This is a genomic window from Paenibacillus sp. QJM3NY_38 (assembly GCF_056173265.1).
In genome coordinates, this window is sequence record NZ_CM149665.1 from 5,297,631 (window position 1) to 5,321,691 (window position 24,061).

Sequence of the window (24,061 nt, forward strand, 5' to 3'; positions counted from 1 at the left end):
CCTACCTACCTTACATTTTGGTCCGCAAACCAGGTTTTGATCTCAACTTCATGTTCCGACGCCCACTTAGCAGAAGGCAGCATAAAGGCCCCATTCGGTTCACGCTCACTTCGTGCCATCACACCTTCAGCAAGTGGCGTAAAGAAACTGTCGGTTGAATCCAGATTCGTTAACATCTGCTGTGTCTCGGGTTTTAGCATATATTCCACAAATGCCTTGGCTGCTGCCGGGTTCTTGGTATGTTTGCTGATCGCTACAACCCGCAAGCTGCCTGGCGCACCCTCGCTCGGCCATATCACCTCAATTGGCTCACCGGCAAGCTTCAGTTCATAAGCATTGTGTTCTTGAAGGGCCGCAACCTCGATTTCTCCGCTTAACAACGCCTTCCCGACAGGACCATTCTTGGGGTACACATGAAGTCCCGCTTTGAAGCGCTGCTCGTATTTCTGCTCTGCTGTCTCGACACCCCATTGCTCAAAAAATGCGGATACGAGCGGATAGGCAGGCGCTGCGACAGCCGGATCTGCATGACCCACAGGGCCGTCATAAGCAAAAAATTGCTCCCATGTCGTCGGTGCCTTCTCCGGCGTTACCAGCGTTGTGTTATAAGCGATGACGCCAGCCGCATGTATGCCGACTGGGAAGTATGATAAATCTTCGGGCACATAACTCCTTCCGCTTTCGGACAGATTCCCCAGATTCTCAGGCTCCCAGTCTGTCAGCAGGAAATCGCGATCTGCCAAGTTGCGGACCGAACCGTGCCCATCCATCATTAGAACGTCCCATTGCGGATTTCCTTGTTCAGCCTCTATTTTGGCTAATGCCTCCCCTCCTCCGTAATGCACGGCTTCCAATTTGAAACCCGTCTCTTCTGTAAACTTCGGAGCGATGTAATCCACAAAATCATTTCCGTATAAGTAGATGGTTTCCCCGGTATCCTCTGCGTCGTCTCTGGTCAAGGACAAGTCCGACTGACCGGCAGCACTTCCACTTCCGCCCGTAATCGGTCCGGTCGTTTCCTTGGATCTTACCGTTTGCTGTCCATCCGATTGCGCGCAAGCCGACAATAAGCACATGAGCACAGTTAAAGCAATGAATATCCTATGTTGAAAGCCTCTTTTTTTGTTCATGTCACCCTCCTGTTTCTGATTTTCTTCTTGGTTCCATTTCAGCATAACGCCATAGATTCATATAAAAATTATCCCTGCGTTAACAAAGAGTTAAATAATATCTATCAAATATTAGATAAGATTAATATGATCTATGATGATATGGAAAGAGAGGAAAGCAACATGAACTTACAGCAATTAAAAGTATTTGTGCTTACCGTGGAGCTGAGGAAGCTGTACCTTGTGGCTCAGAAGCTGGGCATCACCCAGCCAACCGTGACCTTCCATTTAAACAAGCTGCAGGAAGAGCTTGGCCTTGCCCTGTTTCACACCAAGTCCTATCATGTCATCAAGCTTACGGAAGCCGGTCAAGCCTTTTATCATTACGCATCGCAGATTCATTCCCTGTCTGAGGAAGCCTCATCGACCATGGATATCTTCCGCGGAACCGCTGCAGGAGTACTCGCCATCGGCAGTACCCATACTCCCGCTACCTACCTGTTGCCGCCGCTGCTGCAACAGTTGAAACTCAATTATCCGGGGTTGTCCATCCTGTTGGATGTCCGACCGGCTGCCTATATTCTCGATAAAGTCAAAAAATACGAACTCGATGTAGGCATCATATCGAACACGCAAGTGAATGAGCCGGAATTCATCGTACAGCCGCTGATCCATGATGATCTGGTGCTTATATTCGCTCCGGATCATCCCTTTGCAAGCGTAAGAGATTTAATCCCGGGCGATCTGGTCGAACATCCTTTCGTTTCACATGAACCTGGCTCCATCAGCAGACAGCTTATTGACCGCTGGGCAGACAAACAGTGTATCCAACTTCAAATTTCCTTGGAAATTTCGGGGACCGAAGCACTGAAAGCAGCCGTTCGGCACCGTCTGGGGTATGGCATGATCGCAGAAGCTGCCATACAAGAAGAACTGGCAGAGGGGAAACTCCAATCACGACCTATTCCGTCCTGGCTGCCCGAACGTCAGATTTATGCCGTTCGCCACCGCAATAAGCTGATCAGTCCGGCGCTGCGGATGTTCTGGAGAAACCTTTTGGACAATTTTGCAATTCAACGACCGGATGAGAGTCATGACAAATTTCAAGATCAATCCCGTTATATTTCGTATTCTTCAAAAAACGGTTAGAATAGTAAGGTACGGCATGTATCGAATGCCAATGTATATTGAAGGAGGATCCCTATAACATGAGCGTTGATTATAAAGCGTATTTCGCCGAACACCGCGAAACCCATCTGAATGAGTTGAAGGAATGGTTGTCCATTCCGAGCATTTCGGCTTTGTCCGAGCACAAAGGCGATGTGGCAAAGGCTGCCGAGTGGCTCGCAGGCAAGCTGACCGAGGCAGGCCTTGACCATGTGGAAGTTCATCAAACGGCTGGACATCCTATTATTACGGCAGACTATCTGCATGCCGAAGGCAAACCGACCGTGCTCGTTTACGGTCACTATGACGTACAGCCCGTAGACCCGCTTCATCTGTGGGAAACCCCGCCCTTTGAGCCGGCTATCCGCAACGGCAAATTGTATGCACGCGGAGCAACGGACGACAAAGGCCAACTCTTCCTGCATGTCAAAGCCGTCGAAGCTATTTTGAAGCAAGAGAAGGAGCTTCCGGTCAACATCAAGTTCTGCATTGAAGGCGAAGAAGAGGTGTCCAGCCCGAACCTCCCGCTCTATCTTGACAACAACAAGGACAAGCTGGCTGCGGACGCCATCGTGATCTCGGATACATCACTGCTCGCACCTGGCAAACCGGCCATCTCCACGGGCCTTCGCGGATTGTGCTCCCTGGAGTTGTCGCTGGAAACGGCCAATACCGACCTTCATTCCGGTACATATGGCGGCGGCGTACCTAACGCCCTGCATGCGATGGTGTCCTTGCTCTCTTCGCTTCATGACGAGCAAGGCCGGGTCGCTGTAAAAGACTTCTATGACGGGGTGCTGGAGTTATCCCCGGAAATGCGCGAAGAATTTGCCAAGCAGGAATTCGACGAGGATAAGCTGAAGCAGGATCTCGGCCTCGATTCCCTGTATGGTGAGGAAGGGTTCTCCTTCGTTGAACGCGTAGGAGCGCGTCCGACCCTTGAGCTGAACGGCGTATACGGCGGATTCCAGGGTGAAGGCAGCAAGACGGTCATTCCGAAGGAAGCCCATGCCAAAATTACATGCCGCCTGGTGGCCGACCAGGATCCGCAAGCGGTCCTCGACGCGATTGAAGCACACTTGCATGCCCACACTCCGGTCGGTTCGAAGATTACGTTTAAACCGAAGGAAAAAGCATTCGCTTTCAACATCGATCCGTCCCATCCGATGCTGCAAAAAGCCGCGGACGCGTTCGAGCATGTCTACGGCACGCGTGCCCTCTTTACGAAGGATGGCGGGTCCATCCCGATCGTGGAGAAGCTGTCCAGCACACTGAACGCTCCTGCCGTCATGATGGGCTTTGGCTTGCCGGACGAGAATCTGCATGCCCCGAACGAGCATTTTAATTTGGAGAATTTCGATAAAGGCTTGCTGACGATCGTTGAGTATTTGAAGCTCGTGTAAACTTTTGACGCCAACAGTTCGAAGAGTAAAATAACAATCTAAAAAAAGAATGCGTATGGCGGGATCATCGAACCCCTGCCAATACGCGTTCTTTTGTTTTTGAAAAGCTTTTACGCCATCTATATACCCGATCATTGACCTGCGGCTTCGTTTTATCGAAGAAATCGACCATGGGATGTCTCACAAAAATGGTTGGTATGCCGGGGCAAGTGGCTGCTATCACCAACAGACGGTTGCTATCACCAAAACATGCGGATTTCATCCCTAACAGCTGGCTTCTATCACTAACAGCGGCTACGATCACGTAAACATGCAGATCCAATTACTAATTTACTGCTTCTATCACCAATGTGAGCTGCTATCCCAAACAAGTGAATTCCATCACACAACTTGCTGCTGCCATCTCCAAACAAACTAATCCATCCCTAACATTCAGCTGATATCACCAAACAAACAGGTTTCATCAGCTACATACGGCTGCTCTCCCCAAAACATGCGGATCCATCACTAACAGTCGGCGGCTATCACCAAACAAGCAGATATTATCACCATGACGGCGGCTATCACCAAACAGGTGAACCCATCACCAACAGACGGCTTCCAACGGACTACAGATCCGTTATTGGCCATATTTCAGGCGATTCTCTTATCCTAACGGACACCAAGTCCGTTATTTAACCTTTTTGCTGCGGAAAAGCGGACTTTTTATGCAAATAACGGATCTCATGTCCGCAAGTATCTTAGTTTAGCTCTTTTCAGAGCAAATAACGTATCCTGTGTCCGGTGAATCCCATTTGTCATGTTATCACGTTTATCACGTTTATCACGTTTATCACGTTTATCCCCTTTATCACGTTTGCTACATTTGTCATCGAGGTTTGTGCAGCCGGTTCACTTTTTCACGTTTGTCATCGAGGTTCGCGCAGCCGGTTCGCTCATACGCGTGCCCCTACCGACCATCAGGAGTAATTATACGCATTGGTCTTTCTTCCACAAACTATGTTTTTGCGCGTATCAGCGCATATGCATGAATAGCGGTGGGGATGTTAATACAATTGGATATCGGGTATTAAAAAAAGAGAACTTCTGTACACCGCATAAGGAGGGAACATATGAGAGCAGTCACATTTCAAGGCGCAAAAGACATTCAGGTCAAACACGTAGAGGATCCATCCATTCGGACCCAGGATGATATTATCGTCCGCATCACCTCTACAGCCATTTGCGGTTCCGATCTTCATATATACCTAGGAGCTATGCCCGCGGCTAAAGATTTCGTGATCGGCCATGAGCCCATGGGGATCGTAGAAGAGGTCGGTGCCAACGTAACCCGCGTGAAAAAAGGCGACCGCGTCGTTCTTCCGTTCAATGTTTCTTGCGGCCACTGCTACTATTGTAATCATGATATGGAGAGTCAATGCGACAATTCCAATCGCAACCCGGATGTCCATGCCGGAGGGTTCTTGGGTTACACCGAACGCTACGGCAACTACCCTGGCGGACAAGCTGAATATTTGCGCGTGCCGTACGGGAACTTTATGCCGTTTGTCATTCCCGAGTCATGCGAGCTGGAGGATGAGGCGCTTCTGTTCTTGTCCGACGTTCTGCCTACTGCCTATTGGAGCGTGGAGAATGCCGGCGTGAAGCCGGGCGATACCGTGACGGTGCTCGGCTGTGGACCGATCGGTCTGATGACCCAGAAATTCGCCTGGATGAAGGGGGCCAAACGGGTAATCGCTGTGGATCGTCTCCCTTACCGGCTGCTAAAAGCAAAGCGGATGAACAACGTGGAGATCTACAATTTTGAAGACTATGATGATATGGGCGCATACATCCGCGAAATCACCAAGGGCGGCACGGATGTTGTGATCGACTGTGTTGGCATGGACGGCAAGAAGTCAACCATGGAAGCCATCGGTCAAAAGCTGAAGCTCCAGGGCGGAACGTTAAGCGCCATCGATATTGCCATCGATGCCGTTCGCAAATACGGCACGATACAGCTGACCGGCGTATACGGTTCATTGTACAATATGTTCCCGCTCGGCCATATTTTTGAACGGAACATTACCCTTACCATGGGTCAAGCCCCCGTTATCCATTATATGCCGGAGCTGTTCAAGAAGATCACCGCCGGGGAATTCGATCCGACCGAGATTGTATCCCACCGGCTTCCACTGGAACAAGCAAGCGATGCCTATCGGATATTTAACGATCATGAAGAAGACTGCACCAAGGTGGTTCTCAAGCCGTAGCGGAATCTCAGCAAAAAGATAAACCAAGCACCCCCTGTCACAACCTTTATCTTGGATAGGAGATGCTTGGTTTTTTGTGTCCCGGTTCACGGAATTCTTGAGTGAGCATTAAATTTTACCGAATACGTGGTAGGACGCTTCGACATAACCTCACGTCTCAAGGGATGCGCGTTGTCAACGGCTAACCATGCGCCGGTTAGGCTTGTCTATTCACTCGCTTTTCTGGGATTCACCCGAATGATCGTCCCACATGGATCGGATATCCAGTAGCCCTGCGAGTTCTCGTAAACCTCCACCTCATCCCTGCGATCCACCTGATGCTCTCTCAAATATGAAGCGGCCGCCTCGGGATGATCTGTAGTGACCTCTAACCAGACATCCTGCTGAGCATAGTGAGTCATGCAATCCAGCCATAAATTGTTCGGGCCGTGCTGAAAGAGGTGTGAACCATCTTTGAAGCCCAAATAAGGCAGCTGCAAAACCTCTTTGTAAAAATGCACGGTTTCCTCATACTTGTACTTCGGAATTTTAAGGGCAATATTGTTTCCGCCGACAAACCGAATATCCGCTGATGACATGAGTACAAACCTCCATCTGTTTTTTTATATCGTATCATGCTGCGGCTTCAATAAATTCTTCTAGATTGCTAAACTGTCAATGATAGGCTAAGATGACCCCGGCATCGGTTTATACCAATTGGGTATATGCGTCTCGAACCCCTCATACCAGTTCAGTACCTTTTGAGCCTGATTCAGCATAACCCCCACTTCCTGCTCACCGAATGGAATCGCCCAGTGTATCGAGGAAATCTGATTACTCGCGATATAAAGCGCCATTAATCTGAAGAATGAATCCGGTACCTCTCCACCCTGGAAATATCCGTGAATACGACCGGAAGCAAACCACGGGCTAATCTCAGCATCCCACGTAATCCGGTTAAACTCCTCCCAAGGATCACCGGAATCCGCCCGGTTGAAATCGATGATGCCCAGCTCGCCTTCAGGCGTAACCACCATATTACCGACATGATAATCTCCATGCTGAAAAGAACGGGGCCGCTCATCAAGCAAATATCGGTGCTCCTCCATATAACGAATGATGTTCTCCGCACCTGCGAGCCGGATGCCGCAGTTCTCATAATTTTTGATGTACCTATCCATCTTGGAATTATAATAAACCGCCCACGTATCAAAGCCGCTCTCAGCCGGAATGCGATGCATCTCACTCAAATATTGGCCTGCCTGAACGCCCAGCCGGTACTGCTCCTCAGAATCCAGCAATGGAATGGCGTCCCTGGCATCTTCTCCCGGAACCCATGTGAACAGGGAAAACACTTGGCTGCCATCATGGCATACACCAAAATCAATCGGACGGGACATACGCATTTCGATAGGATCCAGCTTTTTTACCGTTTCAAACTCCCATCGCTTCCTCTCGTATTGAGAGATGTCGGATAGCCGGAGGAGCCACTCCTTGCCTAGCGTATCCTGAACATAATATTTACGATCTGCCGACCAGCCCTTGTCAATTGCTTGAATGACAATCCATTCTTGAGCTCCCGGGATTTCACGAAGCGTTTCCTGCATGCTGTACCCCCTATATTCGATACCTTGCACGAGCTTTAAATCTCATACATTATAAATGAAGAAGGTTCTGTAGACCATGCATATCAATATTCGGCTAATCACTGGAATAATTAAATTCGTATCGCCCATAATCACTGACCGTAACTGTCAGGAATGGTGTAATATACTCGACTTGCAGTACACATCCTAAACCAAAGCGAGGATTACACATGAACATGAGCTTAGAGGATTTTAAGACTCAATGGTTAAAAGAGGCGCATATCACCGAACAAGTCATGAACGCTTTAACCGACGAATCGCTCAAAACCGCTATGACGGAGCACCATCGCACGCTCGGACAGCTGGCCTGGCATTTGGTGATGTCGATTCAGTACATGACCATGCTCGGTTTGCAGTTTGAGGGCCCGTCCCGCGAGCAGGAAATCCCCCATTCGGCCGCCGAGATTCAGGACAGCTACCGCCGGATCGGGCATGCCTTTCTGGATTCGGTGCAGTCGCAGTGGAGCGAGGAGGAACTTCGCGCTACCCGCGAATTCGACGGAGAGCCTTGGACAAATGCGGCATTCCTGCATTTTACCCTGGTTCATCAAGCGCATCACCGCGGACAGATGACGGTGCTGATGAGACAAGCCGGGCTGCGGATTCCCGAGCTCTACGGTCCGACCTACGATTCCTGGATCGACAAGGGCATGGACCCGCTCGTGTAGAAAAGATACAATCTACTTAAAAGTAAACATTTCGAGATCATCCCATCTGGAAGGAGCGCATCTAGATGTCCAAAGCGGATAATATGCTATCGATCCTGTGGATGCTCCGCTCGGGCAAGAAGATGACCGCGCAGCAAATCGCCGATGAGCTGGAAATCCATGTCCGAACGGTGTACCGCTGCATCGATTCGTTATGCGCCACCGGCGCGCCCATCATTGCCGATTCCGGGCCGAACGGCGGCTTTCGGATCCTCGGGCAGTTTGCGGAATCCCCGCTGATGTTTGACGCCGAAGAGCAGAAGGCATTAGTGCACGCTTCGATCTTCGCCAAAGAAACCGGCTATCCGTATACGGACGTGCTGGAGCGGGCAATCGGCAAGCTGAAGCTTTATACAAATGAGGAGCAGCTTCATCAGATCGAACGGCACAGCAGCGGCATCTCGGTTCTGCAGCCTCCTGTCCATACCGGGCTTCAGCCGTTGCTGCAGACGCTGGAGAATGCCGCAACGCAAGGACAAACCTTGAAGATGTCGTATTCGAAGGGCAGGGAGGGCGAGCGCGTTGCCCGAAACTTCGACCCCTACGGCATCATCCATTGGAAGGGTCAATGGTATGCTGCCGGCTTCTGCCATCTGCGCCAAGAGATTCGCAATTTTCGCGTGGATCGGATCATCGGGCTGGAGCTGACAGAACATGCATTTGAACGGCCCGCTGACTTTTCGGCCAAGGATGTACTGCTTGGCAGTCTTCTGCCCGATTCAGGCAGCCATGAACCGCTGATCCATGTCGTCATCCAAGGCCATGAGCATGTTCTGAATGAATTAAGCCAGCATTGGTTATTTGGACATACTCTTGTGAAGCGCCGTGATGGAGAAGCTCATTTCCAACTGGATACATCTTCGCTGATGTCCTATGTTCCCTATTTTCTTCTCCCTTACGGCAAGGCTTTAACCATTCTGGAGCCCGCTTCTCTCGTGCTGAAACTGTCAGAGATCACGACAAGCATGGCGCTCCATTACGAACGCATGTTAAGCGACATGACCAAAAAGGAAGGGTGAACCCGATGGAGAAGTTTGCGATGTACGGAAAACTGATTGCCCATCCCGGCAAACGGGATGAACTTGCGGAGATCCTGCTCGAAGCAGCAGCGATGCTTAGCGATAACGAAGACTGTGAACTCTATATCGTCAACGTTTCGGACAGCGATCCGAATGCCGTATGGGTCACGGAATTGTGGAGCAGCCAAGACGCACATGCCGCTTCGTTGCAGGGAGCCGATACGTCCGAGCTACTGCAGCGCGGGCGCCCGCTGATCGCCGGCGCAGAGCCGCTCAAGCTTAAGCCGCTTGGAGGAAAAGGTTTTTAGGCAAACCTGATCAGAAGAAAAGAGGCTATCCCCGAATCGATTTCAGGGACAGCCTCTTTTTTGCTATATATTGTTCCGATATTCCGAGGGGCTGTAACCAACCTCTTTACGAAACGTTTTCGAGAAATAGTTCGCTGATTCAAAGCCGGTGGCGTCCGCAATTTCTTTGATGCTTAGAGGGGTCGTTCTTAGCATGAGTTTGGCCTGCTCCATCCGCTTGAGGCTTAGATATTTCTGCGGCGTGATCCCAAAATGCCGTTTGAAGTACTTAATAAAATAATTCGGATGCAAATGCAGCGTCCCCGCCATCTGCTCCAGCGTAATCTCCTCATGCAGGTGATTCTTAATGTACTGCTGCACTTTGTGGAGCCTGCCCATATCTTCCATTTTGTCCGTATGAATCTGCGGCTGCTGGTGCTCGAACACGCGGGACAGGATGTCCAGCATCACCGACTTTTCCTTTAACCGCGCAGCTATGGTACCAGTACGGTGCGCTTCCACCAGCTGCTGGAATAATGACGGAATCTCCGCATTGCCCGATAAATCATAACAATATGGAACGTTCAACCAGGAAAACACGTCAGAATCGCCTACGGTCGCCGAGAAGTGCGACCAGTATTTAAGGTAGGGACGGCCGCTGATGACGGAGTAGGATTGCCTGGTCCGTGCCGGCATCAGAACCAATTGACCCGGAACGGGATACAGCTCCTCATCGCCGATCTTTACCCAGCCTTCACCATCCAGGATAAAATAGAGCTTGTTGTAAGACACGGTGTAGTCGAATTCCTTCCACTCCGGCCAGCACTGCGTTCTTTCGGCCTCCCAGATCTGAACCTGCATGTTCAGGAGCATCTGCTGAATGGCTTCATGTTCATTACGTTCATTCTTCATCTTCGATTATCCTCTAAAGTTATTATAATACCCGTCAGAGTTAAGTAATTATCTATTCATACTAACACATTCTTGTTAAAATCAAACTCGACAATTCCAAGAATCGGAGGTTTGAATCCATGACAACGACTACCACTCCAACCAATCAAGTCATCCACGATCGAAACCAGCGCGTGCAATGGTTCCAGAACGACCGTTTCGGCATGTTCATCCACTGGGGGCTCTACTCCATTCCGGCCAGAGGCGAATGGCTCCGAAGCACGGAACAGATGAGCATCGAAGACTACCAGACCTATTTCGATGAATTTGATCCCGTTGACTATAATCCTCGGGAGTGGGCCAAAGCGGCCAAGAAAGCAGGCATGAAGTATGCGGTGCTGACGGCCAAGCACCATGACGGATTCTGTTTGTTCGACAGCAAGCTGACCGAATATAAGTCAACGAATACCAAAGCCGGTCGGGACCTCGTACAGGAGTTTCTGGAAGCATTCCGTGAAGAAGGCCTTAAAGTTGGCCTCTACTTCTCACTGATTGACTGGTACCATGAGGACTATCCGGCCTATGGGGACCGCATTCACCCGATGCGGGCGAACGAAGCCTTCAAGCGCGATCCGAAAAACTTCGACCGATACCTGGATTACATGCATGGGCAGGTGCGGGAGCTGCTGACAGGCTACGGCAAACTCGATATCATGTGGTTTGACTTCTCTTATGATAACATGCGCGGCGAGGTGTGGCGCGCTACCGAGCTGATGAAGATGATCCGCGAACTCCAGCCGCATATTCTTATCGATAACCGGCTTGAAGGCAGCGGCGAGAGCGGGGGCAGCATCTACACTACCGATCCTTCCGTTTACAGCGGAGATTTCGCTTCGCCTGAACAGATCATTCCGCCGCACGGCGTCGTGGATCAGACTGGTGCCCCGATCCCATGGGAAGCCTGCATCACGCTGAATAACAACTGGGGCTATGCAGCCGCTGACCGCAATTACAAATCGGCAACCACGATCATCCGCAAGCTGGTGGAATGTGTCAGCAAGAACGGCAACATGCTGCTGAATGTCGGACCCGACGCGAGAGGCGTCATTCCTAAGGAGAGCCTCGACGTGCTGGAGGAAATCGGTGACTGGATGAGCAAGAACGGCGACAGTATCTATGGCTGCGCTGCCGCCGATTATCCGAAGCCGGATTGGGGGCGGTACACCCAAAAAGGCAATAAGCTGTATGCCCACGTCTTTGAGGAGTCCATCGGACCGATTAATCTCATCGGTATGGCCGACAAGGTAAAGAAGGCCCGTCTGCTCGCTGACGGATACGAATTGTTCCTCAGCCGCCCATGGAGCGCAGCGGAATTCACCGAAGACGCATTTGTGAATTTCGCGCGGCCTGAACACTTCACGTATCCGCTACCCGACAAACGCAATACCGTCATTGAACTGGAGCTTCATGACGAATCGGATCGTTCATAGCGCCAAGCTGGCCTATACCCTGGCTTACATTCTGAATAGAGCCTGACACGATGTTTTGTTACATCGCGCCAGGCTCTTTTTTTATACCCAGAAGCTCCATCATCCCTGTAGCCTCACGCAGCGTCCAAACTTAAAAAAACATATTGCAAGATAACTGTTTATACAATATACTAATTATCAATTAAACTGTTTATTATATATACAATTAAATTCAAGGAGTTGAACCTAACATGAGTAACCATGCTGTTGAGATTCATCAATTGCGTAAAAGCTTTGGACATCAAACCGTCCTGGACGGGATCAACCTGAACGTGCAGGCAGGAAGCGTATTTGCCCTTCTCGGTCCCAACGGTGCCGGCAAAACAACCTTAATCAATATCCTATCGACCTTGGTGACACCCGATGCAGGCAGTGTGCGGATCAACGGATATGATCTCGGACAGGGCAAGCAGGATGTCCAGAAGTCCATCAGTCTGACCGGCCAGTTTGCTGCCGTCGACGAAGTATTGACTGCGGAAGAGAACCTGCGGATGATATGCAGGCTGTCGGGTTTATCCGCAGCGGAAGCACGCCTGCGAACCGCCGAACTGCTCGAACAATTCGATCTCGTTGCTGCTGCAGCCAAGCGCGTGAAGACATATTCGGGCGGAATGAAAAGACGGCTTGATCTTGCGATCAGCCTTACCGTGCCGCGTCCCGTTCTGTTTCTGGATGAACCGACCACGGGACTGGACACACGCAGCCGCCGTACCCTGTGGGATATCATCCTGCAATTGAAGAGTCAGGGCATCACCATACTGCTGACCACGCAGTATTTGGAAGAAGCCGATCAGCTTGCGGACCGGATTGCGGTCCTGGATAGCGGACGAATCGTTGCTGAAGGGAGCCCGGCTGAACTGAAGACCCGGGTCGGAGGTGAGATGCTGGAGCTCCGCAACGTACACGACGAGGTGATTCACAGGATTCCGACAAATGGCAGCATTAGGGATGTCGCGCAGACGCTTCAAGAATTCACTCGCCTGCTTCCGAGCGAGACGCGTGTAAGTCTTCACAGACCAAATATGGATGATGTATTCCTGTCGCTAACCGACAAGAAATTGGAGGAAATCGTATAATGAGAGAAACAGCTTCGAACTCAAAAACAACGACCTTAGCGGTCACCCAAACCGTCTTTATCGGTCGCAGCTTACGTCACAGCATCCGAAACGCGGAGGCAATGATTACGGCCATGATGCTGCCGATTATGTTGATGCTGCTGTTCACCTATGTGTTTGGCGGAGCACTCGATCCCAGCGGACAGTATGTTGACTACGTGGTGCCGGGAATTATACTGCTATGCGCCGGCTTCGGATCGTCCAGCACGGCCGTCGATGTCTCCCAGGATATGACCAATGGCATCATTGACCGCTTCCGCACCATGCCCATTCAAAGCATCAGTGTCATTACAGGACATGTGGTAGCCAGCCTTGCCCGAAACATGCTGGCGACATTCGTCGTTATCGCTGTGGCCCTGCTCGTCGGATTCAGGCCTTCGGCGGGACTTCTGGAGTGGATTCTTGCTATCGGATTGATCGCGCTCTTCATCTTCGCCTTCACTTGGCTCTATGCCGCCATCGGCCTCGTTGCAGGCAGCCCCGCAGCGGCCGGCAGCTATGGATTCGCCCTGCTCTTCCTCCCCTACCTCTCCAGTGCCTTCGTTCCTACCGAAACGATGCCGACATGGCTGCAAGGGGTCGCAAGCAACCAGCCGATTACGCCGGTCATCGAGTCCATTCGCGGGTTGCTGACGGGTGGGTCTATTCAGGATCACATCGGCTTGGCAATAGGATGGTGTCTGTTTATCCTTGTCGGCTCTATAGTATGGGGCATGTGGACCTTTAAGAGAAAAGCTGGACGACGTTAAATATGCTTAGCCGCGATAACCATTCAGGCATGCCAGAGATCACACACCGCATACAGGGAGTAGTACACACGGTATAGTTTGCGTTTTTAAGAGCGACATAAGGAACTTCATCCCCCTTCCAGCGGCTGTCATGTCCGTCCGGGAACGATATCAACCAAACCGACTTTGATAAAACGCCCGATTTAGACTTAATCAATTAGCAAAAAAACCGATCCTCATGCGAGGGTCGGTTTTTTTACTTTATCATTACTTGTCCGACTGTCCCGGCTGTGTCTTGGTCTGGAGATAATGATCAATGCCGTCCAGAATGCGTTCTAACCCGAAATCAATGTCATTACCAATCGGATTCACTTCCTCGTTGTCTTCCGTGTAGACCCCCGACATCACAACCGGATACAGGAACGGAAACCGATCCGGCTTCATAAGCTGTTTCAGCGCTGCCGTATAATCAATTCCACTGAACTGTTCCGGGGTGGAGCCTGCCTGTATGGCGCGGTCCATATCCCGCTGCATCATGCCGCTTGATCTAGCGTAATTGCTTAACAAGAGAATCAAAGACATCCGCTCATAATCATTCAGCGGGAGATCCGTCATGAACCGCAGACCCCAATCGATAAATCGCAGATTGTTCGGCGTAATGGGAATACCCGTAATCGGAATGTCTCCAAACCAGGGGTGATCCCGGAATACCTGCATCGTCGATTTGACGTAGACCCGCATATTCTCGCGCCAGTCAGCAGAATCTTCCGGCGGAATGGGAATATCGCACGCGGTGTTCTGCATCAGCAGCAAAAGGTCGTCCTTACTGGAAATGTACCGGTACAGCGACATGGCGGTAAAACCCAAGGTGGACGCGATTCGATTCATGGAGACAGCGGAAAGCCCTTCTTTATCGGCGATATCGATAGCCGTGTCCACAATCTGCGACAGGCTCATCTCCCGTTTCGGTCCCCGCTGCGGCGGCTTTACCAATCCCCAGCTTAGAGCCGCCCCTCTGGGCAGCTTGGATCCAATATCTGGATCCATACTCTCATCGTTTGACATAAACAGTGTATCCTTTCTGCAACCTAGCTTCTGATGCCAACTGCTAATTGTTTATATTATAAACAGTATATCATATATGCTCATCCTTTTGTACTGGGTAGCATATAAGCATCAGTGCGAGGATACCGACTTGACCCACGTATAGTCAATCATGTGACAGATGCATCAAAATGTTGACCAGCTTCCCGAACGGATCGCGGACAAAAAAGCGTCTTACTCCCCAAGGCTCATCAACGGGTCCATATTCAATGGAAAAGCCTGCCCGCCTCATCGCATCCAGCACAGCCTCTAGCTCATCCACTTCGATCGACAGATCCGGGACGGGCGTGCCGCTGCCTCCCTCGGAAGCAAAGCTGATCTGTATGCTCATCCTCTCCTGCGAGCCATAAGTGGCAATCCAGCCATGATCCATTAACATATCCAGACCCAGCACATCTTGATAAAACGTCTTGGCTGCGGCGACATCCTTCGTTGCGACATTCGCGACAATGCGTTTAACTCCCAACTTGTTCTCCTCCATTCATCATGCTAAAAATATCATTGCATCTACGTTATATACGCCTCATGTAACTACACGACTAAGTATAGCAAATCCTTCCAACAAAAAAAGCTGTTGAGGTTTACTCAACAGCTGTTCGTTAACTCTCAATGCAGTTGTTATCCTCCATGCAGAAGCCCAAGGCTTGTGCTCAGACCTTTGCTTTTTCGGTAACATGGACCAACGCTCCCATAGAGGGTTGTTATTGTCATGAATGTATCCTTGAGTTATGCGGAACTTGCGGTCGGCCTGATGATGATTTCATTCACATCGACTTCCGGCGGCTGCTCGATAGCATATAAAATCGCTTGCGCAATCGAAGTCGCCGGAATGGATATTCTTCGATATTCCTTCATGACCTGTCTGGCCGTATCATCGGAGATACTGTCGGCCAGCTCCGACTCCGTTACCCCCGGCGATATTTGCGTGACCCGTATACCGCTTCCGACCTCCTGGCGCAGGCCCTCCGAGATTGCCCGAACCGCATGCTTGGTGGCACAGTAAACGGCTGCGGTTGGCGATACTTCGTATGCCCCGATGGAAGCGATATTGATAAATTGACCAAAATCCTGCTTCTGCATCACCGGCAGCCCTGCCGCAATGCCATGGAGGACGCCGCGGATGTTCACATCGATCATCCGGTTCCACTCGTCCACCTTCAAGGCCTCCAAGGGTGACAGAGGCATGACCCCAGCATTGTTGAGCATGACATCAATCCGCCCGAATCGGCTCACCGCCAAGTCGATGAAGGATTCCATTTGATCGAGATGAGCCACATTCAGCGATTGGTAAACAGCTGAGCCGCCTTCCCCATTCAAAGCGGAAGCAAGCTTCTCCAGCCTGTCCGTTCTTCTTGCCCCAAGAACCACATGGGCACCATGATGAGCCAGCAACCGGGCTGCCGCTTCGCCGATCCCGCTGCTCGCGCCTGTAATGGCCACGACTTTTCCTTTTACGTTAGACATACAGCTCTCCTCCTGATCCTGTTCTGTACTTCCAAGCCAAGCCGTCTTCTGCAATAAACACATGGTTAGTTTTCCCGGACCAATACCATCCCTGCATGATAGAGAACGCCGTCCCGAAAATCGCCGTCTGCCGTGAAACCAGTATCATCCACATATTCGATGTGATCGCCTTGAATGAAATAGCGGCCTTGATAAGCGCTTTTCCGCCGACCCCGTGCTTCATCATAACGACCGTTTGGCAGCAGTTCGTGGCGAATGTATCCGTCCTTGGTCACCCACATGCCTATATAGGGATGCTGAACCTCATTCGCTTTAAGAGCTGGATCCATTCTAATACCTCCTCATTACTCTTATCTGATCCTCTTGAGTTTCATGTATAACCGTCCTGCCTTCAACCATCGAGGATACTCTAATTATGCCTGCATGGAGTATTTATCCGGTAGCCGAATCCACCACGATTCTTGCCTATTCCTGCAAACCTTATTAAGATTAAATTAAATACCATCGGAGGAGGCTCGCCGAACCAAGATGTTAGATCATGGAGGAAGCAATCTGCAGAACGAACTTGCAGGTTACATCGAAAAATACACGGGTACGGACGGTACCCATACTACGCCTATACCCAATCTATCTTTAATACGGGCAACCGACGGGACGGAATTGATCCACACCATTCACGAGCCCGCACTGTGCATCGTAGCTCAAGGGAGAAAATTAATCATGCTGGCACAAGAAAGCTATTTTTATGACTCGTACAGTTATCTTGTCGTCTCGCTGCAATTGCCCATATCCGGCCAAGTGATTCAGGCATCACCGGAGCTGCCCTACCTGTGCCTTAGACTGGATTTGGATCGACATCTGATCTTCGACCTCATTCCATCCTGCCAAGAGACCCTTCCTAAGAAAACCGACTCCACAAAAGCCCTCTTTGTCAGCTCGATGAATCAGGCTCTCCTGGATGCCGTCGTCCGCCTCGTGCGCCTTCTGGATACGCCGGAGGATATTTCCGTCCTTGCTCCCCTGGTCACGAAGGAAATTGTTTATCGAATCCTTCAAGAGGAACAAGGCCAATCCCTGAAACAATTTGCCGTCAGCGGCAGTCATGCGCAGCGAATCGCGGCAGCTGCCCAGTTGATAGAGCGGGATTATAATCAGCCCCTTCACATCGCTGATCTGTCCGCTGCCGTCAATATGAGTCCTTCTTCGCTTCATCATCACTTTAAGGAAATCACCGCCATGAGCCCGCTGCAATATCAAAAACAAATCCGATTGCAAGAGGCGCGCCGACTTCTGCTCTTGGAAACATCCGAAGCTGCAGATGTAGGCTTTCAGGTCGGCTATGAAAGTCCCACTCAGTTCAACAGGGAATATGCCCGCATGTTCGGTTTGCCTCCGATCCGGGATATCAAGCGTCTGCGCGAGTCATTGGACCTCGGCCCTAGGCAGGTCCAGGCCTGATTGGAACAGACAGCTCACGGAACGATTTCGCCAAACACAAAAAAACGGCATGGCTGCCGTTTTTCTATTTTGGGCATCCCATGCCCTGTATTCTGTTATTTTCCCTATCCCTTCGTTCCGCCCTGCAGCCCGAAACCCTTGGACATGAACTGCTGGGAGAGAATATACATGATGATTGCCGGAATGGCGTACAGCACCGAGAAGGCGGCCAGGCTGCCGTAATCGACCATGCCATACTGCCCGAAGAACTGATAGAGCTTCAGGGAAGCCGGGAACTTCTCCGGCGACTGCAGCAGGATATACGGAACGAAGAAATTGCCCCAGCTGCCCGAGAAGGTAAATATCGCGACCGTACAAATACCCGGAACCATCAGCGGCGCCACCACCTTGCGCATTCCTGTAAACACCGAAGCGCCATCCACCCAGGCGGCTTCTTCCAGATCGCTCGGCACGGAATCCATGAAGTTCTTCATCATCCATATCCCGTACGGCATGGACGACGCGACATAAAACAAGATGACGCCAAAAATATTGTCATACAGCTTGAGCCCCAGGAACAGCTGGTACACAGGCACCATTACAGCCGTAATCGGGAGCGATGTCATAAACAAAATGGTCAGCATAAAGGGCTTTTTATATTTCATCTGATACCGGGATAGCGGATAAGCTGCGAGCAGCGCCAGAAGAACAACCAATACGGCTTGGCCAAGCGACATCACCAGACCAATCAGATATGCACGCTGGTTCTCGCTGCTGGTCATCACCTCTACATAGTTTGCACTGGTAACCCTGCTAGGCATCTTGAGCGATTGCATCGCATTCGGATCGACGGAAGCCACGAGCACCCAGAGCAGCGGCAGCACAAAGCAAATACCGATCCCCGTTAGGATCGCGTACGGCAGAATTCGATAGATTAATTTACGTTGTTTGGCATTCATATGATCTCACCTCTGGTTACTCTTTCATCGACCTGATATACAGCAGGCTTAACACAATCCCGATCATCAGCAGCAGCAGCGAAATGGCGGTTCCATAGCCTAATTGATAGTTCACAAATGCCTGATTGTACATGAAGATCGGCAGGGTCGTCGTCGAATTGCCCGGACCGCCCCCGGTCATCGCATAGATGAGTCCGAACACCCCAAGCGTCTGCAGCGTAACCAGCATCATGTTGGTTGTGATGGTGCTTTTAATGTAAGGGATAATGATGCGTGTGAAGATTTTCCACTTGGAGGCTCCATCCACCACCGCCGCTTCCTCTATTTCGTTAGGCACATCATCCAGCGCTGCTTGAAATACCAGCATCGAGAAGGCGGTGCCGTGCCAAATGTTCGCAAGAATGATGGTCAGCATCGGGACGGTAAACAGCCAGGTCACTTCCGAAAATCCAAAAAAAGTGATGATCGCATTCAGCGTGCCTTCATCGCCGAAGAAACTGTACAAGCAAAGAGCACATACAATCTCGGGCGTCACCCATCCTGCAAGCACAATCGTTCCAATCACTCGCCGAAACGTTTTGTTTCTCTGCTTCATCAGCAGCGCGATCAGAAATCCCAGCACCTGCTGCCCGATCACAGCCGAGCCGATGAGGAAAACCAGCGTGTTCCATATACTGATCCGAACCGTGGGGTCCTGGAACATCCGGGTATAGTTGTCAAGGCCGATAAACTTAAGCTCCCTCGCCGCTTCACCGGTTAACGCCAGGTTGGTGAAGGAATAGAAGAACGTTAACAAAATGGGATATATAAAAAACACGAGCATAATCGCGATTGAAGGAAGCAAAAAAAAGAGCCAGGTATACGTTTTTCTTCGTTTCGGGTAAACGTCTACGGACAGACTGCTCATGGTTCGTTCTCCTTTTCGTGCAGATGATCTGAAACACCGCTTGCCCAAGCCTCCGCGATACATGGAGCGCTTGAGCAAGCCGGTTCTGTACGTATAGCCGATTATTTCTCCAAGATATGATCCGCTCCGACAATGCGGGTGACGTCCTGCGCATATTTATTCATGGCATCTGCAGGCGATGTTCCGGTTGCTACGGATTCCACCATGGTCTGAATCTGCGTCGACACTTCCGGATACTTCTCCTGGGCCGGTCTGAACTCTGCGTTCTGCAGGTATTCGGTCGCGATTTCGTTAAACGGCATTTTCGTATATTCCGGATCCTTGGCAACATCGGCACGGACCGTGATATTCCCTGAGGACATGACAAGCTTCTGCGTATTTTCCTTGTTTAGCGCATACTTGATAAATTCCCAAGCCTCGTCTTTGTTCTTGGAGTTGCTTGGAATCGACAGCGCCCACCCACCGGCTAACGTAATCGATCCAGGGTCCTGCCCTTGGCTGGTCGGCATCGGCGCGAAGCCGAGCACATCTTTGTATTCAGGCCATGGTGCTGCGCCCGATTCCATATAGTTGCCCGTGATCCAGGATCCATCCAGTGAAATCGCCAGCTTGCCTTGCGGCAGGTATTCGCGGGAAGCCGTGTTGCCTGCCTGACCGTTCAATACTTTGGAGAGCGGTGGTCCGAGCTTCTCTTTATTGACCGTCTCCACAAAAGTCAGCGCATCCAGAATACCCTGGCTTTTTGTAATCCATTTGCCGCTGGCATCGTCATACAGCCTTTCTCCAGTTCCGTAGAGCAGCATTTCATAGGTTTGCATGGAGGTAGCTTCGCCTGTAGCCTTGCCCATGTTCATCCAGATCGGCACAACGTCAGGCGCCTTCTCCTTGATCGTACGCGCAGCGCTTAAGACCTCCTCCCAGTTCTTAGGCTGCCAATCCTCCGGAAGACCTGCCTGTTTGAAAATGTCCTTATTGTACCAGAGGCCCCTGGAGTCCGTATTGTACGGTACGCCATAAACCTTGCCATCGCTGGCAGTAACCCCCTTCTTCATCGCTTCGATGAAGGAACCGTTGCCCCAGTCTTCCCATCCGGCCAATTTATCGTCAAGCGGTTCGAGATAACCTGCGCTTGCATCAGAATTCAGGATAAAGGTATCCTCTGTCACGATATCCGGCGCCGTATCTTTTGACTTGAGCGCCAAGGCCACCTTGGCAAAATAATCGCCTTCCGAGGCCTGAATCGGTGTCGGCTTTATCTCTACGCTTTTGTCAGGGTAGCTGGCCGAAACTTCCTTGAGCCATTTATAGAACGCTCCGTTCTCGCCGATCCCGTCATCCCGAAACGTTACAGTAATGATTTTCTTGGCCGTCTCTCCATCCTTTCCCGGCTCCGGATCGCCGGTATCGGCTGGTGCTCCCTTACCCCCGGTACAACCGAATAACAAAGAAACGCTTAATAAAGCCGTCGTTACTAGCCAAAAACCCCTCTTGCCTGACTTCATACTACTCCCTCCTTTTGGCTGCAGCACATTTGATATATTATCCAAGTTCTGTATACGCTTACGAGAGCGTATATATAACTCTATTTTGAAAATAGTGCGGATATTCTGAACTTTTTTTCTCATAACGGGCGACGTGATGAACTAATTACCAGAAATAGAAAATATTAATAGATCATTCAGAGTCTATTGATTGATTATAATGTTCTGCATATTTAGGTCTTTACTTTTGCTGGAAATCCAATTATATTTGTATGTACAAACAATTAAATGAATATACTGGAACCATACCAGTAATAACCTATGACACTGGAGGTTTACTATCCATGAGTGAGCGCTTAATTTTTTTGTTGGCTTTATTCTCGGTAACCGGATCGGGACTCATAGCCGGGCTATTCTTCGCTTTTTCGTCTTTTATAATGACAGCGCTAGCCCGAATTCCCAATGAACAGGGGATCCATGCCATGCAGTCCATCAATGCAACCATTCTCAATCCTTTGTTCGGAACATTGTTTACAGGCACTGCGTTAACCAGTATCGTGCTTGCGGTCGTATCCATCATGCGCTGGGGGGAACCCGGCTCGTTGTATTTGCTTGCCGCCAGCCTGCTCTATTTAGCGGGATTCATCATAACGATGGCGTTCAACGTCCCGCTCAATGACGCACTGGCCGCCGTTGATCCGGGAAGCAATGCCGCAGTTGAGGTATGGAACCACTACCTGAAACGCTGGATGCCATGGAATCATGTACGAACCATCACCTCTTTAGGGGCGATGATCCTGTTTGTTTTTGCCTTACGGCATCTCCCTTAAGAGGGATCACGGGAATGGGGCGGCTATAATCCATAACCTTGAATGCCTCCCCATCGTTCCACATGTTATTAAATGCCGATTCAAAACTTGCGCCTGTCGCTTCATCATGAATGTTCACGGCAACATCATCGTTCTCTTCCACGGCCGATTGGAGGTAACTGAATGAACCCACTTCCACCTTCGTTCCGTCAAGCGAAACTCATGCATCCGTTGTTATAATGTCCACCGCTTGTTTGATAAAACTGTACAATTCCCCGTCCATCCCATAGGATAGTGCATCATCCGGATACTCCGCATAGTACTGCTCTGCTGAATGAATAAACTCTTCATTTATATGAACCCATGACGACATCATTTCTCTCCATATCTTCGCCAATGCCCTCACCTCGTCCTCATGAGGTGCCATGCCCTTCTCATATAACCTTCGAAATTCGGAAAGAAGCCGAGCCCCTTCAGCCTGCAATTCCTCCAGTTCGTTTTCTTTCATCAGGCTGAACCATTTCTTCATCTCTTCGGATTGCGGTGCTTTAAAATGCCTACTCTCCGTCATCCTCATCAACAGAATCGCCATCATTAAACGCTCACTAGACACGTGTTCTCCAGATAGGAACAACTTATCGATTCCCTCGATTCGACTACGCAGCTCCGTCAAAATTTCGATTTGATCGTTCAATTGAGCGAGCTGAATATCCATCATATCTCTAAGAGAATGCCCCGATTCACTCAGGGTTAATTTGATATCCTCCAATGAGAATCCTAACTGCTTCAAGGTCATGATTTGATGCAGTTTAGCTACGTCGGCTTCGGTATAGAGACGGTGACCCGCTTCCGTATTTTCCGAGGGGGAAAATAGCCCGATTTGATCATAATGGTGCAGCGTTCGAACGGTTATCCCTGTACGCTTCGCAAGTTCACCGACTTTCCAATTTCGCTTACGGATAAGATCCCCTCCCAAGAATAGTTGTACGACTCGACTCAATCATAATATAAGAAGCTTTGTTCCCCCTTGCACCTGACGCTACGTCAGGAATTATACTGCAAATAATACGATCCAAGTACATTTTCAACAGTAAATACCATCAGAAAGGACTATAGGATAAAATGCAGAATGGAAACTTCGTACTACAATCTTTAGCTTACAATCATCAAGTGCGCATTTTGTTTGTGGAGAATACAGAACTTCTTAACGATATGTGCCATCCCCCGTCAATGCACAAACTACTCAAAACAGCATGGGGACAAACCATAACCTCCGCTTGTCTGATTATAGGAACATTAAAAGACAATCAAAGATTAAGCTTAAAAATCAAGTTTAGTAATGCGTGTCATAAAATCTTTGCTGATGTAGACAGCATGGGGAATGTGCGGGGATACCTCAGTGATGAACTGGTACACATAACCCTGGATCAGCTGAATCATGGACATCTTAAAAAAATAGTCGGTGATAAGGGCAGCATTCATATTACGAAGGACTTAGGCATGAACAGCTTGTTCACCGGAATTACGGATATGCCTTATCGTAACATCATAGATGACTTGTCACATTACTATCAACAAAGCGAACAAACATCCACCGATTTCTACAGTTATATCCAATTTAATGAAAACGATGAAATTGATTTAAGTAGAGGTATCATGGTTCAACTTCTTCCCGGCTGCCCCCCGCATCGGATTCAGCAGATAAAAAAGGAGGTCAGAATGCATCAGTACATTTTGGCGGATAAATCCAACAGTCTCATGGAGATACCCGGCAAGATTTTCAAAGACATAGAGATTGTCGGGAGCATCCCGATTCAACATTTCTGTGGCTGTTCAAAAGAAGTGTTATACCCCATACTTCATTCACTAGAAAAGAAAGATTTGAAGTACGCTGTTATGAAAGCAGAACCGATTGAACTTGTCTGCCATATTTGCGGCAACAAATACGATTTCGAGCCCCATGAAATTGCCGGACTCCTCTAGCTCTCTTCATCGGTACACCAAGATCTAAACAAACTTTCTAACAGAAAACCCATGCCAACTCTACCAATTCTTCATTAGATATACT

General features: G+C 49.9%; 24 protein-coding genes. 12 read left to right on the plus strand and 12 right to left on the minus strand.

The features are described from left to right. Nucleotides 1-5 precede the first annotated feature (5 nt). Nucleotides 6-1,130, minus strand: coding sequence for an extracellular solute-binding protein (locus AC0VZ8_RS24455; RefSeq protein WP_475484703.1), 1,125 nt, complete (start codon nucleotides 1,128-1,130; stop codon nucleotides 6-8). A 162-nt stretch (nucleotides 1,131-1,292) separates the two neighbouring features. On the opposite strand from AC0VZ8_RS24455, the gene AC0VZ8_RS24460 reads away from it, so the two are divergent. The 3 genes from AC0VZ8_RS24460 (at nucleotide 1,293) to AC0VZ8_RS24470 (ending at nucleotide 5,931) form a co-directional block, all read left to right on the plus strand. Continuing rightward, nucleotides 1,293-2,258: a LysR family transcriptional regulator gene (locus AC0VZ8_RS24460; RefSeq protein WP_475484704.1), complete on the plus strand. Its 966-nt coding sequence runs from the start codon at nucleotides 1,293-1,295 to the stop codon at nucleotides 2,256-2,258. 59 nt (nucleotides 2,259-2,317) lie between these two features. After that, nucleotides 2,318-3,679 (plus strand): dipeptidase, encoded by a 1,362-nt coding sequence (locus tag AC0VZ8_RS24465; RefSeq protein ID WP_475484705.1) that lies wholly within the window; start codon nucleotides 2,318-2,320, stop codon nucleotides 3,677-3,679. Nucleotides 3,680-4,791: 1,112 nt separating this feature from the next. After that, nucleotides 4,792-5,931: a zinc-dependent alcohol dehydrogenase gene (locus AC0VZ8_RS24470; protein ID WP_071223232.1), complete on the plus strand. Its 1,140-nt coding sequence runs from the start codon at nucleotides 4,792-4,794 to the stop codon at nucleotides 5,929-5,931. A gap of 206 nt (nucleotides 5,932-6,137) precedes the next feature. On the opposite strand, the gene AC0VZ8_RS24475 is transcribed toward AC0VZ8_RS24470, so the two are convergent. Continuing rightward, nucleotides 6,138-6,509 (minus strand): hypothetical protein, encoded by a 372-nt coding sequence (locus AC0VZ8_RS24475; protein ID WP_071223233.1) that lies wholly within the window; start codon nucleotides 6,507-6,509, stop codon nucleotides 6,138-6,140. Between the two features lie 87 nt (nucleotides 6,510-6,596). Further along, nucleotides 6,597-7,517 (minus strand): aminoglycoside phosphotransferase family protein, encoded by a 921-nt coding sequence (locus AC0VZ8_RS24480; protein WP_475484706.1) that lies wholly within the window; start codon nucleotides 7,515-7,517, stop codon nucleotides 6,597-6,599. A 209-nt stretch (nucleotides 7,518-7,726) separates the two neighbouring features. Here AC0VZ8_RS24480 and AC0VZ8_RS24485 point away from each other — a divergent pair, with 209 nt between their 5' ends. The 3 genes from AC0VZ8_RS24485 (at nucleotide 7,727) to AC0VZ8_RS24495 (ending at nucleotide 9,590) form a co-directional block, all read left to right on the plus strand. After that, nucleotides 7,727-8,224, plus strand: a complete 498-nt coding sequence (locus tag AC0VZ8_RS24485) for a DinB family protein (protein ID WP_475484707.1) — start codon at nucleotides 7,727-7,729, stop codon at nucleotides 8,222-8,224. Between the two features lie 65 nt (nucleotides 8,225-8,289). Then, nucleotides 8,290-9,282, plus strand: a complete 993-nt coding sequence (locus tag AC0VZ8_RS24490; RefSeq protein ID WP_475484708.1) for a helix-turn-helix transcriptional regulator — start codon at nucleotides 8,290-8,292, stop codon at nucleotides 9,280-9,282. A gap of 5 nt (nucleotides 9,283-9,287) precedes the next feature. After that, nucleotides 9,288-9,590 carry a putative quinol monooxygenase gene (locus tag AC0VZ8_RS24495; protein WP_071223237.1) on the plus strand — a complete coding sequence of 101 codons (303 nt, stop codon included), beginning with the start codon at nucleotides 9,288-9,290 and terminating at the stop codon, nucleotides 9,588-9,590. A 63-nt stretch (nucleotides 9,591-9,653) separates the two neighbouring features. Here AC0VZ8_RS24495 and AC0VZ8_RS24500 read toward each other — a convergent pair whose 3' ends face one another. Further along, complete coding sequence (locus tag AC0VZ8_RS24500; protein WP_216530313.1) at nucleotides 9,654-10,481, minus strand: AraC family transcriptional regulator; 828 nt, start codon at nucleotides 10,479-10,481, stop codon at nucleotides 9,654-9,656. 119 nt (nucleotides 10,482-10,600) lie between these two features. On the opposite strand from AC0VZ8_RS24500, the gene AC0VZ8_RS24505 reads away from it, so the two are divergent. The 3 genes from AC0VZ8_RS24505 to AC0VZ8_RS24515 all read left to right on the plus strand — a co-directional run bounded on the left by AC0VZ8_RS24505 (nucleotide 10,601) and on the right by AC0VZ8_RS24515 (nucleotide 13,853). Then, nucleotides 10,601-11,950 (plus strand): alpha-L-fucosidase, encoded by a 1,350-nt coding sequence (locus AC0VZ8_RS24505; RefSeq protein WP_071223239.1) that lies wholly within the window; start codon nucleotides 10,601-10,603, stop codon nucleotides 11,948-11,950. 230 nt (nucleotides 11,951-12,180) lie between these two features. After that, nucleotides 12,181-13,065, plus strand: coding sequence for an ATP-binding cassette domain-containing protein (locus AC0VZ8_RS24510; protein WP_071223240.1), 885 nt, complete (start codon nucleotides 12,181-12,183; stop codon nucleotides 13,063-13,065). Beyond that, on the plus strand, nucleotides 13,065-13,853 hold the full coding sequence (locus AC0VZ8_RS24515; protein ID WP_475484709.1) for an ABC transporter permease: 789 nt from the start codon (nucleotides 13,065-13,067) through the stop codon (nucleotides 13,851-13,853). Before AC0VZ8_RS24510 ends, AC0VZ8_RS24515 begins: the two co-directional genes overlap by 1 nt. A gap of 246 nt (nucleotides 13,854-14,099) precedes the next feature. On the opposite strand, the gene AC0VZ8_RS24520 is transcribed toward AC0VZ8_RS24515, so the two are convergent. The 4 genes from AC0VZ8_RS24520 to AC0VZ8_RS24535 form a co-directional block, all read right to left on the minus strand. Then, nucleotides 14,100-14,897 carry a TetR/AcrR family transcriptional regulator gene (locus AC0VZ8_RS24520; RefSeq protein ID WP_475484710.1) on the minus strand — a complete coding sequence of 266 codons (798 nt, stop codon included), beginning with the start codon at nucleotides 14,895-14,897 and terminating at the stop codon, nucleotides 14,100-14,102. 145 nt (nucleotides 14,898-15,042) lie between these two features. Then, a complete protein-coding gene (locus tag AC0VZ8_RS24525) occupies nucleotides 15,043-15,402 on the minus strand; it encodes a VOC family protein (RefSeq protein WP_475484711.1) in 360 nt (119 codons plus the stop codon). A 260-nt stretch (nucleotides 15,403-15,662) separates the two neighbouring features. Beyond that, the gene (locus tag AC0VZ8_RS24530; protein ID WP_475484712.1) at nucleotides 15,663-16,400 is read right to left on the minus strand and encodes an SDR family oxidoreductase; all 738 of its coding nucleotides are present in this window, start codon (nucleotides 16,398-16,400) and stop codon (nucleotides 15,663-15,665) included. Between the two features lie 65 nt (nucleotides 16,401-16,465). Continuing rightward, on the minus strand, nucleotides 16,466-16,729 hold the full coding sequence (locus AC0VZ8_RS24535; protein WP_071223245.1) for an Atu4866 domain-containing protein: 264 nt from the start codon (nucleotides 16,727-16,729) through the stop codon (nucleotides 16,466-16,468). A gap of 199 nt (nucleotides 16,730-16,928) precedes the next feature. Between AC0VZ8_RS24535 and AC0VZ8_RS24540 the strand changes: the two genes are divergently transcribed. Beyond that, entirely contained in the window at nucleotides 16,929-17,858 is a 930-nt protein-coding gene (locus tag AC0VZ8_RS24540) for an AraC family transcriptional regulator (protein ID WP_071223246.1), read from the plus strand. Between the two features lie 104 nt (nucleotides 17,859-17,962). On the opposite strand, the gene AC0VZ8_RS24545 is transcribed toward AC0VZ8_RS24540, so the two are convergent. The 3 genes from AC0VZ8_RS24545 to AC0VZ8_RS24555 all read right to left on the minus strand — a co-directional run bounded on the left by AC0VZ8_RS24545 (nucleotide 17,963) and on the right by AC0VZ8_RS24555 (nucleotide 21,205). After that, nucleotides 17,963-18,796 (minus strand): carbohydrate ABC transporter permease, encoded by an 834-nt coding sequence (locus AC0VZ8_RS24545; protein ID WP_475484713.1) that lies wholly within the window; start codon nucleotides 18,794-18,796, stop codon nucleotides 17,963-17,965. Between the two features lie 16 nt (nucleotides 18,797-18,812). Further along, nucleotides 18,813-19,703: a carbohydrate ABC transporter permease gene (locus AC0VZ8_RS24550; RefSeq protein WP_475484714.1), complete on the minus strand. Its 891-nt coding sequence runs from the start codon at nucleotides 19,701-19,703 to the stop codon at nucleotides 18,813-18,815. Between the two features lie 101 nt (nucleotides 19,704-19,804). Beyond that, nucleotides 19,805-21,205, minus strand: a complete 1,401-nt coding sequence (locus AC0VZ8_RS24555; RefSeq protein WP_071223248.1) for an ABC transporter substrate-binding protein — start codon at nucleotides 21,203-21,205, stop codon at nucleotides 19,805-19,807. Between the two features lie 323 nt (nucleotides 21,206-21,528). Here AC0VZ8_RS24555 and AC0VZ8_RS24560 point away from each other — a divergent pair, with 323 nt between their 5' ends. Beyond that, nucleotides 21,529-22,014, plus strand: coding sequence for an anthrone oxygenase family protein (locus tag AC0VZ8_RS24560; RefSeq protein ID WP_475484715.1), 486 nt, complete (start codon nucleotides 21,529-21,531; stop codon nucleotides 22,012-22,014). Nucleotides 22,015-22,213: 199 nt separating this feature from the next. On the opposite strand, the gene AC0VZ8_RS24565 is transcribed toward AC0VZ8_RS24560, so the two are convergent. Continuing rightward, entirely contained in the window at nucleotides 22,214-22,969 is a 756-nt protein-coding gene (locus tag AC0VZ8_RS24565; RefSeq protein ID WP_074961972.1) for a MerR family transcriptional regulator, read from the minus strand. 146 nt (nucleotides 22,970-23,115) lie between these two features. On the opposite strand from AC0VZ8_RS24565, the gene AC0VZ8_RS24570 reads away from it, so the two are divergent. After that, the gene (locus AC0VZ8_RS24570; RefSeq protein ID WP_260066375.1) at nucleotides 23,116-23,976 is read left to right on the plus strand and encodes an Hsp33 family molecular chaperone HslO; all 861 of its coding nucleotides are present in this window, start codon (nucleotides 23,116-23,118) and stop codon (nucleotides 23,974-23,976) included. Nucleotides 23,977-24,061 lie beyond the last annotated feature (85 nt).

Coding starts and splice junctions, on each gene's coding strand:
- AC0VZ8_RS24515 (WP_475484709.1), top strand. CDS start 13,065: ATGAGAGAAACAGCTTCGAACTCAAAAACAACGACCTTAGCGGTCACC.
- AC0VZ8_RS24485 (WP_475484707.1), top strand. CDS start 7,727: ATGAACATGAGCTTAGAGGATTTTAAGACTCAATGGTTAAAAGAGGCG.
- AC0VZ8_RS24490 (WP_475484708.1), top strand. CDS start 8,290: ATGTCCAAAGCGGATAATATGCTATCGATCCTGTGGATGCTCCGCTCG.
- AC0VZ8_RS24470 (WP_071223232.1), top strand. CDS start 4,792: ATGAGAGCAGTCACATTTCAAGGCGCAAAAGACATTCAGGTCAAACAC.
- AC0VZ8_RS24460 (WP_475484704.1), top strand. CDS start 1,293: ATGAACTTACAGCAATTAAAAGTATTTGTGCTTACCGTGGAGCTGAGG.
- AC0VZ8_RS24560 (WP_475484715.1), top strand. CDS start 21,529: ATGAGTGAGCGCTTAATTTTTTTGTTGGCTTTATTCTCGGTAACCGGA.
- AC0VZ8_RS24555 (WP_071223248.1), bottom strand. CDS start 21,205: ATGAAGTCAGGCAAGAGGGGTTTTTGGCTAGTAACGACGGCTTTATTA.
- AC0VZ8_RS24480 (WP_475484706.1), bottom strand. CDS start 7,517: ATGCAGGAAACGCTTCGTGAAATCCCGGGAGCTCAAGAATGGATTGTC.
- AC0VZ8_RS24510 (WP_071223240.1), top strand. CDS start 12,181: ATGAGTAACCATGCTGTTGAGATTCATCAATTGCGTAAAAGCTTTGGA.
- AC0VZ8_RS24545 (WP_475484713.1), bottom strand. CDS start 18,796: ATGAATGCCAAACAACGTAAATTAATCTATCGAATTCTGCCGTACGCG.
- AC0VZ8_RS24505 (WP_071223239.1), top strand. CDS start 10,601: ATGACAACGACTACCACTCCAACCAATCAAGTCATCCACGATCGAAAC.
- AC0VZ8_RS24550 (WP_475484714.1), bottom strand. CDS start 19,703: ATGAGCAGTCTGTCCGTAGACGTTTACCCGAAACGAAGAAAAACGTAT.
- AC0VZ8_RS24495 (WP_071223237.1), top strand. CDS start 9,288: ATGGAGAAGTTTGCGATGTACGGAAAACTGATTGCCCATCCCGGCAAA.
- AC0VZ8_RS24570 (WP_260066375.1), top strand. CDS start 23,116: ATGCAGAATGGAAACTTCGTACTACAATCTTTAGCTTACAATCATCAA.
- AC0VZ8_RS24535 (WP_071223245.1), bottom strand. CDS start 16,729: ATGGATCCAGCTCTTAAAGCGAATGAGGTTCAGCATCCCTATATAGGC.
- AC0VZ8_RS24475 (WP_071223233.1), bottom strand. CDS start 6,509: ATGTCATCAGCGGATATTCGGTTTGTCGGCGGAAACAATATTGCCCTT.
- AC0VZ8_RS24540 (WP_071223246.1), top strand. CDS start 16,929: ATGTTAGATCATGGAGGAAGCAATCTGCAGAACGAACTTGCAGGTTAC.
- AC0VZ8_RS24520 (WP_475484710.1), bottom strand. CDS start 14,897: ATGTCAAACGATGAGAGTATGGATCCAGATATTGGATCCAAGCTGCCC.
- AC0VZ8_RS24530 (WP_475484712.1), bottom strand. CDS start 16,400: ATGTCTAACGTAAAAGGAAAAGTCGTGGCCATTACAGGCGCGAGCAGC.
- AC0VZ8_RS24500 (WP_216530313.1), bottom strand. CDS start 10,481: ATGAAGAATGAACGTAATGAACATGAAGCCATTCAGCAGATGCTCCTG.
- AC0VZ8_RS24465 (WP_475484705.1), top strand. CDS start 2,318: ATGAGCGTTGATTATAAAGCGTATTTCGCCGAACACCGCGAAACCCAT.
- AC0VZ8_RS24455 (WP_475484703.1), bottom strand. CDS start 1,130: ATGAACAAAAAAAGAGGCTTTCAACATAGGATATTCATTGCTTTAACT.